Here is a 17,418-nt window from a genome sequence, read left to right as displayed (position 1 = left end):
TTTGATTACTTCTTTTTTTTCCTTACTTATGTTCTGCACATTCAGTCCAACAGCCGGTTATTTTCATCCACTGCCATGACACGGGCCTCGCGGGATTTACTGTTCTCTGGCAACACCCCGGTTCCGTGACATACGCTGCAATTGTATTGCCAGCCTTCATCATCGGAAAGCATACCAGTTCCTTCACATGCTTTACAAGTTTGTTCTCGATCAACCATCTTTGTTCCTCCTGTCTATGCAAATTGTTGACGATCTTTTACCCAGTTAATGATGCCACCTTTGAGCATAATGTCCATTTGGCGTTCAGATAATGCATGTTCCACTTGTATTTTCTGTTCCTTGCCTTTTACTTGAATAGCGAATCTATTTCCCTGCTTTATTTTGTTATGCAAATCATTGATTTCCAATGTATCGCCTTGGCTAAGCATGTCATAATCCTTTTCATCCACAAATGTTAACGGCAGTACACCAAAGTTTACAAGGTTTTGCCAATGGATTCGCGCAAAGTCTTTAACCAATGCCACACGTAATCCAAGGTATCTCGGGGCTAGTGCAGCATGTTCCCGACTGGAGCCCTGTCCGTAATTAAATCCGCCTACAACCGCATGCCCACCTTGTTCAACCGTCCTTTTACCACGATCATAGTAGGTATCATCAATAATTTCGAAGGCGAATTTACTTATCTCCGGTAAATTACTTCGGAACGGTAATACGCGTGCTCCACCTGCAAGGATTTCATCCGTTGAAATGTTATCACCCATTTTTAATAAAATTGGCAATTCCAGGTTGTTCGGAAGCTGGTCCATTTTTGGGATAGATGCGATATTTGGTCCTTTTTGCAATTTCACTTGCTTCGCTTCTTCAAACGGAATTGGTTCATCAAGCAAGTTAGTATCGACGGTTGGTTTGCGTGGTTCACTTACTTTCGGATACGCGAAATCAAGCGTTCTTGGATCTGTTATTTCTCCTTTTAATGCCGAAGCTGCCGCGGTTTCTGGACCGCAAAGGAAAACACTATCTTCTTTCGTACCGGATCGCCCTGGGAAATTTCGTGGTGTAGTTCGCAAACTATTCCTGCCGGTAGCTGGTGCCTGCCCCATACCTATGCAGCCATTACAACCAGCCTGATGTAGACGCGCTCCCGATTGCAGAAGACTTGCGATATGACTTTCCTTAACTAAGTCCGTCAACATCTGTCTCGATGTTGGATTAATATCAAAGGAGATGCCATCCGCAATCGAACGACCATTTACCATTTCCGCTGCTACCGCAAAGTCACGGAAACCCGGATTTGCTGATGATCCGATATAGGATTGATATATTGGAGTCCCAGCGAGCTCCTTAACGGTAACCACATTCCCTGGGCTTGAAGGTTTTGCAATAAGTGGTTCCACTTCAGATAGATTAATTTCTTCATCCACATCATACGTAGCACCTTTATCTGCGACCAGCTCTATCCAATCGTCCTCTCGATCCTGATCTTTTAAAAAGCGTTTAATCTCTTTGTCGGAAGGAAAAACCGTTCCAGTTGCTCCTAATTCCGCCCCCATATTTGCAATAACATGGCGATCCATTGCACTCAGTGTTTCCACACCAGGACCATAATACTCAATAACCCGTCCTACACCGCCCTTTACATCATGGCGCCGCAGCATTTCCAAAATGACATCTTTCGCACTCACCCAATCCGGAAGTTTTCCTGTTAGCTTAACGCCCCATACACGAGGCATTTTTACATAGAACGGTTCCCCAGCAATCGCTAGTGCCACATCGATTCCACCGGCTCCCATTGCCAGCATTCCCATACATCCATTTGCACATGTATGGCTATCCGATCCTAGTAATGTTTTCCCAGGCTTGGCTAAACGCTGCATATGAACAGGATGACTTACACCGTTCCCCGGACGACTGTAATGGATGCCGAATCGTCTTGTCGCACTCTGCAAGAATAGATGATCATCCGGGTTTTTACTGTCTACCTGAATAAGGTTGTGGTCAACATATTGGGCTGAGGCCTCTGTCTTAGCACGATCAAGCTCCATTGCCTCCAGTTCAAGCATGACCAGTGTTCCTGTTGCATCTTGTGTTAACGTCTGATCAATTTTCAGCCCGATTTCCGAACCAGGAGTCATCTCACCGGAAACAAGATGATCCTTAATTAACTTTTGCGTAATATTTAATGGCATAAAGATACCTCCCTATAAAAAGAATTCTCACCCACATTTAGTTTATAAATTTTCAAGAAATATATACATCATGGGACACGAGATCCATTGTCTTTATTCTGGAGGAAACTTAAGACCAATGATGTTCAAGATTTGCAGATAATTTTTATATCGTGGTTTTTTTTTGTGGTTATGTCAGTGTTTCCTGCCTGTCCTCCATTCAACAACAAGCAAAAAAGGGCCGAGCAATAGTATGGTGTTCTACTAAAAAAACCCCACGACCTGAGGCCGAGACCACTGAAAAAGTCCCACCTTTAACCAATTAAATGTGGAGATATCGCCTTTCAAATTTGTCAATATTCATTTTATCGGCGGTTTGTTCCAGTTTATCGGCGATGTTCGCTTTTATCAGCGGTTTGTTCCAGTTTATCAGTGGTTTTCCCAACTTTATCGGCGATTCACTTTTTCAGCAGCTCCCCTGAGGCCCTGTCCCATTTTATAATTTTTGGCCGTAGTATTTGTCCAGGGAGAAGCCGCGGCCAAGGATTTCGGAAGCATTGATGAAAACCACAAAGGCGGTTGGTTCTTCTTGTTGGAGGAGCCGTTTTAGATTTACTGCTTCGGTTTGATCGGTTACACATAAAATCATCGTTTTGCTTTCATTGGAATACCCACCTACCGAACGAATCTTGGTCAACCCTCTGTCGATTTCATTGCGAATGAGGCTTTGGACTTTCTCCTCATGCTCCGTAATGATTAAGATTAATTTTGTTGATGCTGTTTGTAATTGCACCATATCAATTACCTTACTTGATACATAAATACACATCAATGCAAATAAGGTCAGTTCGATATTGAACACAATTATCGATGAAATGACCACAAGTCCATCGACGATAAGCTGGGAATACCCGCTTGATAGTCCGGTAAATTTCTTAACAATTTGGGCAATAGCTGCGGTTCCCCCGGTGGATCCATTTCCTTTATAGACAATACCCAGCCCTATCCCGAGAACAATCCCGCCATAAATAGCCCCTAAAAGTGGATTGGTAATCGTGTACGGAACGTTCGCCGTAAGATAGATGATAAATGGCACCCAGAAAGTTCCAACAAGTGTTTTTCCACTAAAGTCTTTTCCAAGTGCCATCCAGCCAATAATAAAAATCGGGATATTAATGAACATCTGCGTGGATGCCGGACTTAACCCATACATTTCATATAAAATGGTACTCACACCCGAAATACCGCCTGCCGCAAGCTTTGCCGGGAGTAAAAATATGTTATAAGCTAACGCAACAAGTGTTGCCCCAATAATAACTTTTGCGTAATCGTACAGAGTTTGTTTTGCGTTTTTCTGTTTGCTCATGTCGCTTTTTAGTCCCTTCTCTCATCTGACACATATTTTCATTTTAAAATTGTTCAACCGCACTGTCAATTTCTAGAAAAGACAACATTCAATACATGAAATAGGTAAACAAACACATACTATACTTGTAAATTCTCTTTATTTTTCATAAGGCGGTGGAAATGATGGGAAGAGACGAGCATAATCATGCACGAGGCAGGAATATTCTTGCGCAAACTCCTAAGAATGACCTGAAGTCCGATGGAATTGATGTAGAATTTGCTGAGGCGTTTGCTGATGAAGCTGACAAAGAGGCACAAGTACGAAGTAAAGCAGCGGATAAACGCGTAAAAGGAAAATAAATAATGGTGGCCGAGTCATGTACTCGGCTACCACTTATCGAATTGTCTCTCCCGAAAATTTCATCAATATTACATACTACGCCAATGGAGGTGTTCGAAAATGGGACAAGCATATCGTTGCCCAAATTGCAAAACCAATCGATCAAGATTTAATATAATTGAACAAGTTGCCCATCCGGTAAAACTGGACGCACAAACAGGGGATATCCTTAATGATTACTCCCAGGAAAATGTGGAGATCTTTCATATTCTGTATAATGGCCCAGAACATAAAATTCAATGCGGTGTTTGCGGTTTAATCGAGGATGAACAAACATTTAAAAAGTTCGCTGAATATGACGGATAACTGCTCTATCGGCGTGTGACGTATTTGTGAAATATTTAACAAATAGATTGCATACACACCTGCTTCCTTTATACAATAGAGAAAAAGGCATTGGTTAGGAAGGGTAGATCAATGAAACAGGTAGAGGACTATCTCAATGATGGTATATATGGAATCCGTAAACCGAAACATGCGGAACGCTTGCATTATCTGGGGACATTACGGGAGCGGATTGTGCTGGTACTAACAAAAGGACAGGTTATGTCGGATAAAGCTTTGCAGCGGTTGGAAAAGGCCATGCAAGCCCATCCAAATACAAAATTATTGCTAAATGGACATATTCCCTACCACTTTTTTCAACGGGAAAGGGAATTAGCACATAAATATGACATTCCTTATACAAGCGTAACAAATGAAAAGTCTGAATCTGATATTGGTGCTGTTTTGACGTATGACAAAGCAATCGATATAGAAAACATTTTTGTCGATGATGATGTCGTAATAGATGATCAAGAGGTAGAACAACAATCGTTTTTAACCAAGATAAAGCATTGGTTTTTTCCGCCCGTTTAAGTTTTCTATAGCAATTAGTATATTGAAACTCCCTGTTCTTCATAGGATGGGGAGTATTTGAACTTATTTGGAATAATGACAAGTACTTTACACCTCGTAAGCGGTTTCCTATAATAATAGTAATTACTTTATTTTCAGGGGGAATTTTAATGGCCACGATTGAAGAAGGAACATTACTATGGGAGCCTGATGAACATAGAAAACAAAACTCCAATATCTATGCTTATATGCGCTGGCTGAAGCAACAGAAAAACCTGGATTTCCCAGATTACCATACTTTATGGGAATGGTCGGTGAATGACCTGGAAGCATTCTGGGAATCGATCTGGGAATATTTTGATATTCAATCGAAACAGCCGTATAATCAGGTTTTATCCTCACACAAAATGCCAGGTGCAACGTGGTTTTCAGGTTCTGCAATTAACTATACGGAACATATTTTCAGAAATCGCAACAATCATAAACCAGCAATCATCCATTCCTCCGAGTTACGCGATACATCTGAAGTCACGTGGGAGAAACTTTATCAGGACACCGCAGCATTACAACAAACACTAAAACACCTTGGTGTTCAAAAAGGCGATCGAGTCGTCGCATATATTCCCAATATCTATGAATCTGTTGTCGCATTCTTAGCAACAGCGAGCCTTGGTGCGATCTGGTCCAGTGCCTCACCTGAATTCGGTACGCAAAGTGTGATCGACCGCTTTAAACAAATCGAACCAAAAGTAATGTTGACCGTTGATGGTTACCGCTTTGGCGGAAAGGAATTTAATCGTTTAGCGGTTGTTGAAAATATACAGGCGGAACTTCCAACATTGGCGGCTACCATTGTGGTTCCATATTTAAACAGCAATCCCAAAACAGGCCAGTTAACGAACGTAACGATATGGGATAATGCAATCAACACCGATCAAAAATTAACCCTTACCTATGAACATGTTTCATTTAATGACCCACTGTGGGTACTATTCTCGTCTGGCACCACTGGAAAGCCGAAACCAATCGTTCAAAGTCAGGGAGGGATCTTACTTGAACATTTGAAGGCACTCACCTTCCATGTCGACCTTGGCGAACAAGATCGCTTCTTCTGGTTTACCACAACTGGCTGGATGATGTGGAACTTTCTTGTTGGAGGATTGCTAACTGGCAGTACAATTGTTTTATACGATGGCAGTCCCGGTTACCCCGATAACAATATGCTCTGGAAGTTTGCTGAACGTACAAAAATGACAGTCTTTGGTACGAGTGCCAGCTTTATTACTGGATGTATGAAAGATGGGATTACCCCAGGCAAGGATTTTGATTTACGTCATTTGCAAAGCATTAGTTCAACCGGCTCTCCCTTGCCACCAGAGGGCTTTCAATGGTGCTATGATCATGTAAAAAGCGATTTATGGATTGCTTCGGCAAGTGGCGGCACAGATGTATGTACGGCATTTATTTTAGGGGCTCCTATCCTGCCAGTTTATGCGGGGGAGCTGCAATGTCGCGGTCTTGGTGCAAAAATTGAAAGCTTCAGCGACAATGCCAAGCCACAAATCGAGGAAGTCGGTGAGCTTGTGTTAACAGAACCATTTCCATCCATGCCTATTTACTTCTGGAACGACCCTGATGGCAGCCGCTTACACGATAGTTATTTTGATGAATTTCCCGGAATTTGGCGGCATGGCGACTATCTAAAGGTGACAGACCGGCATACCTGTGTCATTTACGGAAGATCCGATGCTACCATTAACCGTGGTGGTGTACGAATCGGTACGAGTGAAATTTATCGTGCCGTCGATCAGGTGTCATCGGTAGCTGATAGTTTAATAGTCGATATTCAGGATCACAAAGGGAATTCATTTGTACCATTATTTGTTTTAATGAAAGATGGGTATATGCTTACGGATGATATTAAAAAGCAAATCAAGCAGCAAATCAGGGAACAGTGTTCACCGCGACATACACCAACAGCTATTTATCAGGTCCCGGATATCCCAAAAACACTGAATGGGAAAAAACTTGAAATCCCGATCAAGAAGATATTAATGGGAAAAGATGTTAACAAGGTGGTCAACAAAGGCTCGTTGGCTAATCCACAAGCATTACATTACTTTATTTCGTTTGCAAATGAACAATTAGACACGAAAACAAAATAAGAATATTTAAAACCACAGCATAGCCTGTGGTTTTTTTATCCTGTTAGCCGGAAACTCCTTTTTATAAATATAAGTCTAAGCAAGGAACAGTCTTTGCCTATGACAGCCTAAAAGGACGTTTTACCTAACGTAGTCAACACCTTATCATGGCGCAATAAACCGAGAAATACCTCCAGCGCCTTTGTTTGGAAGCGCGATTTCGTCACGATCGAAAACTGCCTCGTAAATGGCAATCCGGTTATGTCAATGATTTTCAAGTCCTCATTTTGAAGTTCCTTTTGAATAGCCCATTGCGATAATAAGCTAATGCCAAGCCCTGCTTCAACCGCTTCCTTGATCGGTTGGGTACTGCCAAAATTCATTAATTTTTGTGGGGAAAGTTCCAAATGGTGAAACATATTTTCCGTTGCTTCCCTTGTCCCAGATCCTTTCTCACGCACAATCCATGTCTCACTTTCCAAATCCTGTATCTCTACAGACTTCTTATTAACTAACGTATGGTTAGCTGAAGCAACAACAACCATCTTATCCTCTGCAAACTCCTCGATCCTTAATTGTTGATCCTTAAAGTGACCTTCCACAATGCCAACATCCAATTGATGGGTTGCCACCAAATCGGCAATTTCTGATGTATTGCCAATGGTAACCTCAGGCTGAATCGCCGGGTATACCTCCAGTAATTTGGCAACGATCCGCGGTAATACATATTCTCCAAACGTATAGCTTGCACCAATCGATAATGGCCCGTTTGCTTTGTTGACCAAATCATCTACCAGATTTTGCATGGTTGTATATAACCCGAGAATTTCCTTTGCATGATGATAGACAATTTCACCAGCTTTATTCAGGCGAACATATTTATTTGACCGCTCCAGCAATCGCGTACCGATACGCTGTTCAAATGTACGAATATATTGGCTTACAGCTGGTTGCGTCATATGAAGCTCTTCTGCTGCCCGGGAAAAGTTCTCCTTTTCAGCCACTGTAACAAATACTTGTAAATGTTGATCCATCTCCCACTTCACCACCTATATTTACGTATTCATTCTATTATATCATTTTACTTATCGTACTTATTATAATAATTTATTTTTCTTATCACAATAAATATTCTATGCTAATACCAGGAGGTGTCGTAATGGTGTTAGAAAACTTAAAAGACGTTGAAACAAATGATCAAACAGAGGAAGCACAGACAGCAACCAAACCACAAAAGGACCCATCACCAATTTGGAAATGGATCGGTGGTGTTGCTTTTACTTTTTTAATCGCGTTATTAGGCTATCTTTTAGCATTGGTGCCTGGATTTGACCATGTTGGGCAGTTAGCATGTGCGATCATTATCGCGGTCATTTACCGGCAAATTTTTGGTTACCCGGAAGCCATTCGCTCCGGAATCGCGTTTTCCTCAAAGCGATTACTTCGGGCAGCAATCATTTTATATGGTTTGAAATTAAACATTGACACAGTGCTTCACGATGGAATCGGATTGCTTGTTCGTGATGCCGGGGTTATCATTTTTGCTATTTTGGCCACCATTTGGATTGCCAAATTACTTAAGGCGGACAAAAACATTTCCCTATTACTAGGGGTTGGAACCGGGGTCTGTGGAGCTGCTGCCATCGCCGCAGTCGCACCGATTGTGAAATCAAAGGATGAGGATACAGCTATTGGTGTTGGGATTATCGCGTTAATGGGTACAGTATTTGCGATTGGCTATACTATTTTAAGGCCTTTTCTGCCATTAGATGCGATTCATTACGGAATATGGTCCGGTTCCAGTTTACATGAGGTCGCCCATGTAGCGTTAGCAGCGGAACCTGCTGGTGATCAGGCAACAGCTATTGCTCTACTGGCAAAATTAGGTCGTGTATTTTTACTTGTTCCTCTTTGCTTTATCTTTATTTATATCATGAAGCGAAAAAGCAAAGGAGCCGAACAATCGGATGCAAAAATCGAATTCCCATGGTTTTTAGTTGGATTCATTATTTTAAGTTTACTGGGAAGCTATGTATTCGGTCATTCCATCCCTGTATCGGACAGCGTCATGAATGTTGTCTTCAACATCACTACATGGTTACTGACAGCTGCAATGGTCGGGCTAGGATTAAACGTAAGCCTGCGTGATCTGCGGACAAAGGCATTGAAGCCATTGATCGCCATGACCATTACATCCATTTTTCTTTCAGTCATTGTTTTCTTTATTGTGTGATACAGCGATTGGACCGAGCATTGTTAGGAAGTGTCGTGCACGGAGTACTCAATCGGGCACACATTCCTGGTTTGATTGCATACAACATAGATAGTTTAGCAAAGGTAAATGACCGGCAAAGAGGACCTGCAAAAAAGCGTTCCCGAGGTAGAGAACGCTTTTTTCGTTCCACTCCAAAATCTTTTGAAGTAGGGGTCTTACTGCCCGTTAAGGCGGGATAAACTGAGCCTTATGTGTTGATAATGCTGCAAATTAATTTTACCATGCTTATTAACCACTACCCCTTCACTCTCAAGGGAAAGCTTCTGTACCTGATGCAATTCTTCATCTTTGATACTGATCATGCCTTGAGCATTAACAACTCGATGCCACGGAAGATGATATTTCTTGCTCATCGAATGCAGAATTCTAGCTACCTGTCGTGCGCCCCTGGGACTGCCAGCACTTGTAGCAATTTGTCCATAGGTCATCACACGTCCTTCAGGAATGGTTTGGATAATTTCAATAACATTTATCGTAAATTGCTGCATCTGCAGTCCTCCAAATTGGATTTATATTATTATGTTAACATGAACAATGATATAGCGTATTACTACTAGAAAAACACATGATGATAGGCACACCAAGCGCTACCTGATGTACCTACATTACGTTTATGATAATAATTTTGCTGCGTTCAAGTACCCGTTACCTTGAACATTAGGGGGCTGTCCAATCGTATCACATGCCTTGATAAATCGTTCCTTCACTTGATCTGGAGAAAGATTGGCTTCCTTTTGCAAAAACTGTGCAACGACCCCAGCACATAGCGGTGTAGCCATCGAGGTTCCAGATAATGAGAAATAATCTGAGCCGACACGTGCCCCAGGTTCTGTCTTATCTAAATATGATCCTGGAGAACGTAAGGATATAATATTCACACCAGGTGTTACCAGATCAGGCTTTTGAAGACCATCAATTGTTGGACCACGACTGGAAAAACCAGCTACACGATCATCGGATCGATCGACCGTGTTCTTGTCATCAACAGCACCTACTGTAATGATTTTAGGACTTATTCCAGGACTTGAAATCGTTTGCTTTGCTGGACCTTCATTCCCAGCTGCTACACAAACAACAATCCCGTTATTCCAAGCCTCCTCGACGGCCTTTACCACCGGATCATCTTCAGCTGATTGTTGTGCCTCTGACCCGATAGACAAGGAAAGAACGTTAATATCATATACTGATTGGTTTTGGATACACCATTCAATCCCTTCAATTACGGTTGACAGAGAACCAGCGCCCATTTTATTAAGAACTTTCACACCTACTACATTTGCCTCAGGTGCTGGCCCTTGATACTTTCCGTTTGAAGCAGAACCATCCCCTGCAGCATCTCCTGCACAATGGGTACCATGTCCATTATCATCGTATGGTTTCTTTTTATTTTTGACCAGATCTTTAAATCCGGTTATACGACCTTTTAAATCTTCGTGCTCGTATATTCCTGTATCAACAACAGCAATGGTAACATCTTTTCCAGTTAATCCAGCTTGCCTTAGCTGATTCGAATGAACTGCTGGTGATGCAACATCCAGTAATGTTTTTATTTCTCTATCATAATGAATCTTTTTAATATGCTGGGATTGGCGAAGCAATCGTTCTATTTTATGAATGGATAATTTGGTGGAACAACTAGAAATAGATCGAAGCGGACGGAGTTTTCGGCGCGAAGACATACTAACATCATTTACGCCGTGTTCATAGGAATCGGTATTAAATTCAATTAGAATCGGCAATTTTTTTGTCTTTTTCCTTATAAACTCTATAGGCCGGTGTAAAAAACAGGGCACAGAGCGAAAGGGATGGTAAAGCTTAACTAATTCTTGATACATATTCGTATCAAGTTTGTCACTCATCTGCCGCGCAAGCTGAATCATTGAAAAACCTAACATACTATCATTCCTCTCTAAAAATTTACGTGACATGATATAGTACGTAAAATAAAAAGGGTTGCATAATGAATTGGTTCAAAAGCGAGCAAAAAAGGCAGACAACGAGTAGACGAAAGTAGAATGACCAGACATTTCTTAGCCATCAGTTTATTTTTCCTCTTATGGACAGTACTTTCTACATTATGGAGTATTTCAGGAACTTTCACTTGAAAAAAAATCCGAAAGAAGGTAGAATAGGTGACGTGATTGATTTTCTCCTTTTGGGGCATTAGCTCAGCTGGGAGAGTGCTTGCATGGCATGCAAGAGGTCGCGGGTTCGAGCCCCGCATGCTCCATCTATACATCGAAACCTCGATTAGCTGAAGCTTTACACCTGCTAATTCATGACAGAAAGACCGCCGTCTACTAAAAGATGGCGGTCTTTCTGTCGTTTAGAAAAATCAATTAAAACGCACTCTCATCTTTACCTTTTGAGCAAAATATTTTCGACTTCTTTCCCTTTCGCATATCATTAAAGTTATCCGGAATGATAATAGAGACGAATGAAAAGGTGATCCGTATGACAAAGACAACACATAAACCTTGGCTGCTTGTGCTAACAATCGGACTTGGGACACTACTTAATCCATTGAATTCATCAATGATCTCTGTTGCATTAACACGCCTGCAGCATGTATATTCCCTGACTTTTGCTGATGCTTCCTGGCTGATTTCGATATTTTACCTGGCTAGCGCAGCTGCCCAGCCGGTGATGGGGAAATTAAGCGATATGTTTGGACCTAAGCGGCTATTCCTAACTGGGTTAATTTTAGTTGCTGGTGCATCGATGCTGGCACCTTTCTCACCAAATTACCCTTTCCTCCTAGGATGTCGCGCTCTTCAAGCTATTGGCAGTTCTACCTTATTTCCAAGCGGAATGAGTATGGTTCGGACAAATATAACCAAAGGACAAGGAAAAGCATTAGCAACATTGTCTATTTTTGCGTCCACATCTGCTGCGTTCGGTCCTTCCATTGGCGGGTTCCTGATCGCATCATGGGATTGGCAATCAATATTTCTGATTAATTTTCCATTCATCATTCTATCCTTTGTTATGGCCATTTTTATTTTGCCGTCAAAAGGACAAGGAAAGATTGAATTACGTCGTATTGATTTTGTTGGAATTGCCCTATTTACAATAACGATGATCGGCTTAATCTTATTCCTGCTTTCACTTGAAAATAATATCCACTGGTCTGCATTGATTATCTTCTTACTAGCTGCCGGCGGCTTTTATTTTTGGGAAAACAGACAACAGGAGCCATTTATTGATCTGGCATCGTTAAAACAGAATTCTAATGTAACCATGGTTTATGCGCAATTTACCAGTATCAATTTGATCTATTATTGTTATTTCTTTGGATTTCCAACCTTTTTGCAGCAAGTTCAAGGGTACAGCGAGGAGCATACGGGATTAATCATGCTGGCATTGGCAGGCTTTAGTGTGATTGTCGCACCGATTGCGGGACAGATGATTGACCGGTTTGGATCCAAACTGCCGCTTGTTACTGGTGCTGTGCTTTTATTAATTGGGACCGCCCTTTTGCTAACATTTCGAGAAGATTCATCCCTGATCTGGTTTTTGGTAATTATGTCGATTCTCGGCATGAGTAATGGGTTTAATAACATTTCCATGCAAACGGCACTTTATGAACAGGTAACACCTGAGGAAACCGGTTCAGCTTCCGGACTATTTCAAACCAGCCGCTATCTTGGATCCATTCTTTCATCGTGCTTGCTTGGTATTGCTTTTAACAGTCATTTAGATATTCAGCACCTTCATCTGGTAGCGATGATCAGTCTCATTTTCTGTGTATTAGTTATTGTATTAGCACTGCGCCTTCCTAAAAATAACCGTTTACGTACCGGGGTGTAAGAAAGGCGCTGGAGCCGGACATGGCCTATTTTGGAATGAGTAAAATGGAGCCTAATTTTTTATACTTATCTTTTTAAAAAAAGGGGGACAGTCTTCCACCACATTGATGTATTAATGTGGTGGAAGGCTGTCCCCTTCCATTTATCTCATGCTTAACAGGCAGTAAGACCCCAACTTCAGGATTTCGAGGTGAAACTAAAAAATAAGCATAACAAAGGTCCGGTTCTGTTCTCAGCCTGCACGATGCAGCTCACAAAGCGTTGCAGCAGGATACCTGAGAACTTAGCCTTTGCGCCTCTATTCAGTAAGGGAAGAAAGGCAGGCTAAAACCATCACGTCCTGTGCGTCGAACCCCTCACTGAATGCAGTTTCACTTTATCCTCTTTCTGGTTCTAGTTCTTGTTTTCGAGGTAATTCTGGTTCTTCTTCTTGTGTTGTTCTGCCACGTTTGATGAAGAACGACAGAATTAAACCTACAACAGCAAATACGGTCGATACCATAAACGCATCATTGATCCCATGAACTTGTGCAAGATTAGCAGCATGCAGCATGTCTTGCTGGTTCTGTGGATCGAAATGGTTTTTTATAATAATATCCTTAATACTGCCTTTTGCCTGATTCGTCATAACTGTTACAAGGAACGCAGTACCAATTGCACCTGCTACAGCACGAACCGTATTCACCATTGCTGTGCCATGTGGATGCAGCCGTTGTGGCAGTTGGTTAAGCCCAGCGGTCATAATTGGCATCATAATCATCGACATACCAAACATCCGGATCGTATAAATGACGATGAGATACATATAACTCGTTGTATCGGTCAAATCCGTGAACAAATATGTTGTTACTACCGTAATGGCTAATCCGAATATTGCTAGTGGCCGTGCACCAATCTTATCAAATACTTTACCAGTGATCGGCGACATAATTCCCATTACGATTGCGCCTGGCATCAGCATTAGACCCGAATTCATCGGTGTGATATCCAGGATGTTCTGTAAATATAACGGGATCAAAAGCATTGGCGCAAACATTGCAACCGTGATTGCTACATTAATAACTGTAGTAAGCGAAAAGATCCCACTTTTGAACACCCTAAAATCCAGCATTGGGACTTCGACAACTAATTCACGCCAAACGAACAAAGCAAGGCCTACGAATCCAACGATCAGGCCAATGATCACTGTTAGACTGTCCCAACCGTTCGTGCCAGCAGTACTAAACCCGTACAGAATACCGCCAAATCCAATCGTTGACAGAACAATTGCAAATACATCGATACTTGGAAAGGTCTGTTTGGTAACATTTTTCAAGAATATGATTGCCAAAATAGTCGTTAATACGGCAATAGGCAAGATAATATAAAATAATAATCTCCATGAATAGTTTTGAACGACAAATCCCGATAACGTTGGTCCTACAGCTGGGGCGAAGATAATTGCAATACCAATAATCCCCATTGCTCCACCACGTTTTTCAACCGGAAACAAGGCTAAGACAACCGTTGTTAATAACGGCATAATAATTCCCGCACCAATTGCTTGGATAACCCGCCCAGCCATTAAAATAGTAAATCCCGGTGCTATTCCACAAATGAGTGTACCTACAGTAAATAAACCAATCGCAGTAATAAATAATTGTCTGGTTGAAAACTTTTCCATTAAAAATGCAGTAATCGGGATCAATACACCATTCACCAACATAAACCCAGTCGTGATCCATTGTGCGGTGCTTTCTCCTATATCTAAATCCTCCATAATTGAAGGAAGAGCCACATTCATCAATGTTTGGTTTAAAAGCGATACAAACGCGCCCAAAATAATAACCGCAAGAATAGGCCCCTTTTTAATATTCGTTACATTAGTTGTTGCTGATTCAGTCATACTTCTTTCTCATCTCCTATTTCTTTATAATACGTGTGCAACATGAAAACTATTCTATTTTGATATCCTCAAAATTACGCAGCAACTTTGACGCGGTGTCCTTAAAACGGATTAATTCTTCCGTGGTTATCCCCTGAAACAACTTCTCAATAAACGCTTTTCGGGCCGCATACATAGTCTTGATCATTTCTTTCCCTTTATCCGTAATGGACAAATAAACCACCCGGCGATCTTGTTGGGTTCGATTTCTTTCCACATAACCACCCTCAACCAATTTATCTGTCAAGCCAGTCAAGCCGCCTGTAGTTATGGCAAGAATAGTTGCTAGTTCTGATGCACGCATTTTGCCATTATAATATAACTTATAAAGGACAAGAGCTTCCGTCCTGGAGAAGCTTGACTTTGTATGCCTTCTCCACTCTTCAGGAATTTTCTTCGTAATTTTCCGGAAAACATCTTCCAACTCAAGAAAATCATCCTTTTCCAAAACGTCTCCCCCCTTTTTTAAACTAACTTTTAGAAAAGTATCTTACTACTAAACCATTTGATAACAAGATGAAATTATACACTCCTGATTTTCTGATGTCAATCGTTTTTTTATTTAAAAGTTTATCCAGGATTTCCGGCGTAATTGATGACAAGCAAACCATTCTTTGATAGGATAAATTCAATAGGAAGAATTCACTTTATTTCTACTACTAGGGGTGCCCAAATGTGGGCTGAGAGGAAAGCCGGATTGCTTTCTGACTCTTATGGACCTGATCTGGTTAATACCAGCGGAGGGAAGTAGTTGTGATAAATCACAATAAACTTTTTTCCGATACAGGCTAGGTCCATTACCATGGATCTAGTCTTTTTATATGATACAGAAAGGAGGAGACGGAGAATCAAATCAGTATATTAATTTAAAACGGTACATAGGAGGGAAAAACATGACTTTTTCACAATCGCTAAACCAAGTACCATGTGCTCTAACCATCGCCGGCACAGATCCTTCAGGTGGTGCTGGCATTCAAGCAGATTTAAAAACATTCCAGGAGTTTAAATGCTATGGAATGTCGGTGATTACTTCTATTGTCGCCCAAAATACAACCGGCGTTCAGGATGTGCATCATATCCCAATTAACATGATTGATAAACAACTGGACGCTATCATTTCTGATATTCCATTTCAAGCGTTTAAAACGGGGATGATCGCTACTGTTGATATGATGGAATGCATCGTACAAAAAATCGCCAATACCCATGTTCCATATGTAATGGATCCGGTAATGGTAGCGACAAGTGGTGATGCATTAATTGACGAAGATGCCCGTGATTATTTACGAAGGCAACTGCTTCCCATGGCAACGTTAGTAACACCTAATATACCGGAAGCAGAATACCTGTTAGGCGAATCCATTCATACAATGGATGATCTTAAACAGGCTGCTGAGCAAATTGTCAGGAAATATGGAGTAGATGCAGCCCTTGTAAAAGGCGGCCATTTAGCCGGAGATGCCATTGACTTTTTATACGATGGAAATAAAATACATCCTTTCCGTTCGGAACGTATTGAAACAAAAAATACCCATGGAACAGGCTGTACCTATTCTGCTGCAATTACTGCGTTGTTGGCCAAAGGTATTCCACTTCCCGAAGCTGTTAACAGCGCAAAGCAATATGTAACAGCTGCTATTCAACATTCGTTTGCATTAGGGCATGGCAGTGGTCCAACGAATCATTGGGCGCCACGGTTAGAGGAGGTAATCAAATGAATCAGACAGTTATACATGAAGTACGGGAAAATAACCCACTTATTCATCACTTGACAAACCAGGTAGTCATGAATTTTTCAGCCAATGGGTTATTATCGTTTGGCGCCACCCCAGCCATGGCAAAGGCCAAAGAAGAAGCCCGGGAAATGGCAATGCATGCCGATGGAGTACTTATTAACATTGGTACGATTACACCATCCGAAGTTACAGCAATGATTGAAGCGGGAAAAGCCGCCAACGAAAAAGGTATTCCGGTCGTGCTTGACCCAGTCGGTATTGCAGCAACGCCTTTTCGCGATACGACGATTAAACAAATTTTAAAAGAAATAACTCCCACCATCATCAAAGGCAATGCCGGCGAGATTGCGTATCTGGTCCATGTGCCTTGGGAGACGAAGGGACCAGACGCTGTTGGGGAAGGAAATATTGCTGAAGTTGCTGCCAAAGCTCAGGAAATGTATCAAACAGCCGTGGTGGTTACTGGAAAAATAGATATCGTCTGTACGGGAAATTATTTTAAAGAAAATCGAACCGGACACCCGTTTCTTACAAAAGTCACAGGGGCAGGCTGTCTGCTTGGCTCGATCTTAACAGCTTGTCTAACAACCAACGAACCACTAGAGGAACGGATCCAAACGGCTGTAGAATTTTACGGACTGGCCGCGGAATATGCTGCTACTAATCCTAATGTCTCTGGGTCCGGGACTTTTCTGCCTTATTTTATTGATGCACTTTCTTTAGATGCTGAGCAGCTAGCAAAACATTCAAAGTAAATATCCAAACCAGCACATAGGAGGTA

Annotated in this window: 16 protein-coding genes, 1 tRNA gene and 1 riboswitch; of the genes, 9 read left to right on the top strand and 8 right to left on the bottom strand. The window is 41.6% G+C overall.

What is annotated here, in order from left to right:
* Positions 1–41 precede the first annotated feature (41 nt).
* The 3 genes from WMZ97_RS08565 to WMZ97_RS08555 all read right to left on the bottom strand — a co-directional run bounded on the left by WMZ97_RS08565 (position 42) and on the right by WMZ97_RS08555 (position 3,531).
* Positions 42–218 (bottom strand): hypothetical protein, encoded by a 177-nt coding sequence (locus tag WMZ97_RS08565; RefSeq protein WP_343271656.1) that lies wholly within the window; start codon positions 216–218, stop codon positions 42–44.
* 15 nt (positions 219–233) lie between these two features.
* Entirely contained in the window at positions 234–2,186 is a 1,953-nt protein-coding gene (locus tag WMZ97_RS08560; protein WP_343271655.1) for an aconitate hydratase, read from the bottom strand.
* A gap of 475 nt (positions 2,187–2,661) precedes the next feature.
* Complete coding sequence (locus WMZ97_RS08555; RefSeq protein WP_343271654.1) at positions 2,662–3,531, bottom strand: YitT family protein; 870 nt, start codon at positions 3,529–3,531, stop codon at positions 2,662–2,664.
* 161 nt (positions 3,532–3,692) lie between these two features.
* On the opposite strand from WMZ97_RS08555, the gene WMZ97_RS08550 reads away from it, so the two are divergent.
* The 4 genes from WMZ97_RS08550 (at position 3,693) to WMZ97_RS08535 (ending at position 6,914) form a co-directional block, all read left to right on the top strand.
* A complete protein-coding gene (locus WMZ97_RS08550) occupies positions 3,693–3,872 on the top strand; it encodes a YfhD family protein (RefSeq protein WP_405027669.1) in 180 nt (59 codons plus the stop codon).
* 100 nt (positions 3,873–3,972) lie between these two features.
* Positions 3,973–4,218: a DNA alkylation repair protein gene (locus WMZ97_RS08545; RefSeq protein ID WP_343271653.1), complete on the top strand. Its 246-nt coding sequence runs from the start codon at positions 3,973–3,975 to the stop codon at positions 4,216–4,218.
* A 111-nt stretch (positions 4,219–4,329) separates the two neighbouring features.
* Positions 4,330–4,770: a YueI family protein gene (locus tag WMZ97_RS08540; RefSeq protein WP_343271652.1), complete on the top strand. Its 441-nt coding sequence runs from the start codon at positions 4,330–4,332 to the stop codon at positions 4,768–4,770.
* A gap of 149 nt (positions 4,771–4,919) precedes the next feature.
* The gene (locus tag WMZ97_RS08535; protein ID WP_343271651.1) at positions 4,920–6,914 is read left to right on the top strand and encodes an acetoacetate--CoA ligase; all 1,995 of its coding nucleotides are present in this window, start codon (positions 4,920–4,922) and stop codon (positions 6,912–6,914) included.
* A gap of 107 nt (positions 6,915–7,021) precedes the next feature.
* Here WMZ97_RS08535 and WMZ97_RS08530 read toward each other — a convergent pair whose 3' ends face one another.
* On the bottom strand, positions 7,022–7,927 hold the full coding sequence (locus WMZ97_RS08530) for a LysR family transcriptional regulator (RefSeq protein ID WP_343271650.1): 906 nt from the start codon (positions 7,925–7,927) through the stop codon (positions 7,022–7,024).
* Between the two features lie 125 nt (positions 7,928–8,052).
* On the opposite strand from WMZ97_RS08530, the gene WMZ97_RS08525 reads away from it, so the two are divergent.
* Positions 8,053–9,126 (top strand): YeiH family protein, encoded by a 1,074-nt coding sequence (locus WMZ97_RS08525; RefSeq protein ID WP_343271649.1) that lies wholly within the window; start codon positions 8,053–8,055, stop codon positions 9,124–9,126.
* 197 nt (positions 9,127–9,323) lie between these two features.
* On the opposite strand, the gene WMZ97_RS08520 is transcribed toward WMZ97_RS08525, so the two are convergent.
* Both WMZ97_RS08520 and WMZ97_RS08515 read right to left on the bottom strand, forming a co-directional pair.
* Complete coding sequence (locus tag WMZ97_RS08520; protein WP_343271648.1) at positions 9,324–9,656, bottom strand: MGMT family protein; 333 nt, start codon at positions 9,654–9,656, stop codon at positions 9,324–9,326.
* 123 nt (positions 9,657–9,779) lie between these two features.
* Positions 9,780–11,063, bottom strand: coding sequence for a S8 family peptidase (locus WMZ97_RS08515; protein WP_343271647.1), 1,284 nt, complete (start codon positions 11,061–11,063; stop codon positions 9,780–9,782).
* Between the two features lie 262 nt (positions 11,064–11,325).
* On the opposite strand from WMZ97_RS08515, the gene WMZ97_RS08510 reads away from it, so the two are divergent.
* Both WMZ97_RS08510 and WMZ97_RS08505 read left to right on the top strand, forming a co-directional pair.
* Positions 11,326–11,398, top strand: a tRNA-Ala gene (locus WMZ97_RS08510).
* Between the two features lie 224 nt (positions 11,399–11,622).
* A complete protein-coding gene (locus WMZ97_RS08505; protein WP_343271646.1) occupies positions 11,623–12,978 on the top strand; it encodes an MFS transporter in 1,356 nt (451 codons plus the stop codon).
* Positions 12,979–13,353: 375 nt separating this feature from the next.
* On the opposite strand, the gene WMZ97_RS08500 is transcribed toward WMZ97_RS08505, so the two are convergent.
* The gene (locus WMZ97_RS08500; protein WP_343271645.1) at positions 13,354–14,862 is read right to left on the bottom strand and encodes a DHA2 family efflux MFS transporter permease subunit; all 1,509 of its coding nucleotides are present in this window, start codon (positions 14,860–14,862) and stop codon (positions 13,354–13,356) included.
* Positions 14,863–14,911: 49 nt separating this feature from the next.
* Positions 14,912–15,349, bottom strand: a complete 438-nt coding sequence (locus WMZ97_RS08495) for a MarR family winged helix-turn-helix transcriptional regulator (RefSeq protein ID WP_343271644.1) — start codon at positions 15,347–15,349, stop codon at positions 14,912–14,914.
* Positions 15,350–15,552: 203 nt separating this feature from the next.
* A riboswitch (TPP riboswitch) is annotated at positions 15,553–15,664 on the top strand.
* 130 nt (positions 15,665–15,794) lie between these two features.
* On the opposite strand from WMZ97_RS08495, the gene thiD reads away from it, so the two are divergent.
* Both thiD and thiM read left to right on the top strand, forming a co-directional pair.
* Positions 15,795–16,619 (top strand): bifunctional hydroxymethylpyrimidine kinase/phosphomethylpyrimidine kinase, encoded by an 825-nt coding sequence (thiD, locus tag WMZ97_RS08490; RefSeq protein ID WP_343271643.1) that lies wholly within the window; start codon positions 15,795–15,797, stop codon positions 16,617–16,619.
* On the top strand, positions 16,616–17,392 hold the full coding sequence (gene thiM, locus WMZ97_RS08485) for a hydroxyethylthiazole kinase (RefSeq protein WP_343271642.1): 777 nt from the start codon (positions 16,616–16,618) through the stop codon (positions 17,390–17,392). Before thiD ends, thiM begins: the two co-directional genes overlap by 4 nt.
* Positions 17,393–17,418 lie beyond the last annotated feature (26 nt).

This window comes from Lentibacillus songyuanensis (assembly GCF_039548255.1).
In the GTDB taxonomy this organism is placed as follows: Bacteria; Bacillota; Bacilli; order Bacillales; family Amphibacillaceae; genus Lentibacillus_C; species Lentibacillus_C songyuanensis.
The sequence above is the reverse complement of the archived record's forward strand: the minus strand, read 5'-3'. Positions and strand labels throughout refer to the sequence as shown.

Coding starts and splice junctions, on each gene's coding strand:
- WMZ97_RS08565 (WP_343271656.1), bottom strand. CDS start 218: ATGGTTGATCGAGAACAAACTTGTAAAGCATGTGAAGGAACTGGTATG.
- WMZ97_RS08560 (WP_343271655.1), bottom strand. CDS start 2,186: ATGCCATTAAATATTACGCAAAAGTTAATTAAGGATCATCTTGTTTCC.
- WMZ97_RS08555 (WP_343271654.1), bottom strand. CDS start 3,531: ATGAGCAAACAGAAAAACGCAAAACAAACTCTGTACGATTACGCAAAA.
- WMZ97_RS08550 (WP_405027669.1), top strand. CDS start 3,693: ATGATGGGAAGAGACGAGCATAATCATGCACGAGGCAGGAATATTCTT.
- WMZ97_RS08545 (WP_343271653.1), top strand. CDS start 3,973: ATGGGACAAGCATATCGTTGCCCAAATTGCAAAACCAATCGATCAAGA.
- WMZ97_RS08540 (WP_343271652.1), top strand. CDS start 4,330: ATGAAACAGGTAGAGGACTATCTCAATGATGGTATATATGGAATCCGT.
- WMZ97_RS08535 (WP_343271651.1), top strand. CDS start 4,920: ATGGCCACGATTGAAGAAGGAACATTACTATGGGAGCCTGATGAACAT.
- WMZ97_RS08530 (WP_343271650.1), bottom strand. CDS start 7,927: ATGGATCAACATTTACAAGTATTTGTTACAGTGGCTGAAAAGGAGAAC.
- WMZ97_RS08525 (WP_343271649.1), top strand. CDS start 8,053: ATGGTGTTAGAAAACTTAAAAGACGTTGAAACAAATGATCAAACAGAG.
- WMZ97_RS08520 (WP_343271648.1), bottom strand. CDS start 9,656: ATGCAGCAATTTACGATAAATGTTATTGAAATTATCCAAACCATTCCT.
- WMZ97_RS08515 (WP_343271647.1), bottom strand. CDS start 11,063: ATGTTAGGTTTTTCAATGATTCAGCTTGCGCGGCAGATGAGTGACAAA.
- WMZ97_RS08505 (WP_343271646.1), top strand. CDS start 11,623: ATGACAAAGACAACACATAAACCTTGGCTGCTTGTGCTAACAATCGGA.
- WMZ97_RS08500 (WP_343271645.1), bottom strand. CDS start 14,862: ATGACTGAATCAGCAACAACTAATGTAACGAATATTAAAAAGGGGCCT.
- thiD (WP_343271643.1), top strand. CDS start 15,795: ATGACTTTTTCACAATCGCTAAACCAAGTACCATGTGCTCTAACCATC.
- thiM (WP_343271642.1), top strand. CDS start 16,616: ATGAATCAGACAGTTATACATGAAGTACGGGAAAATAACCCACTTATT.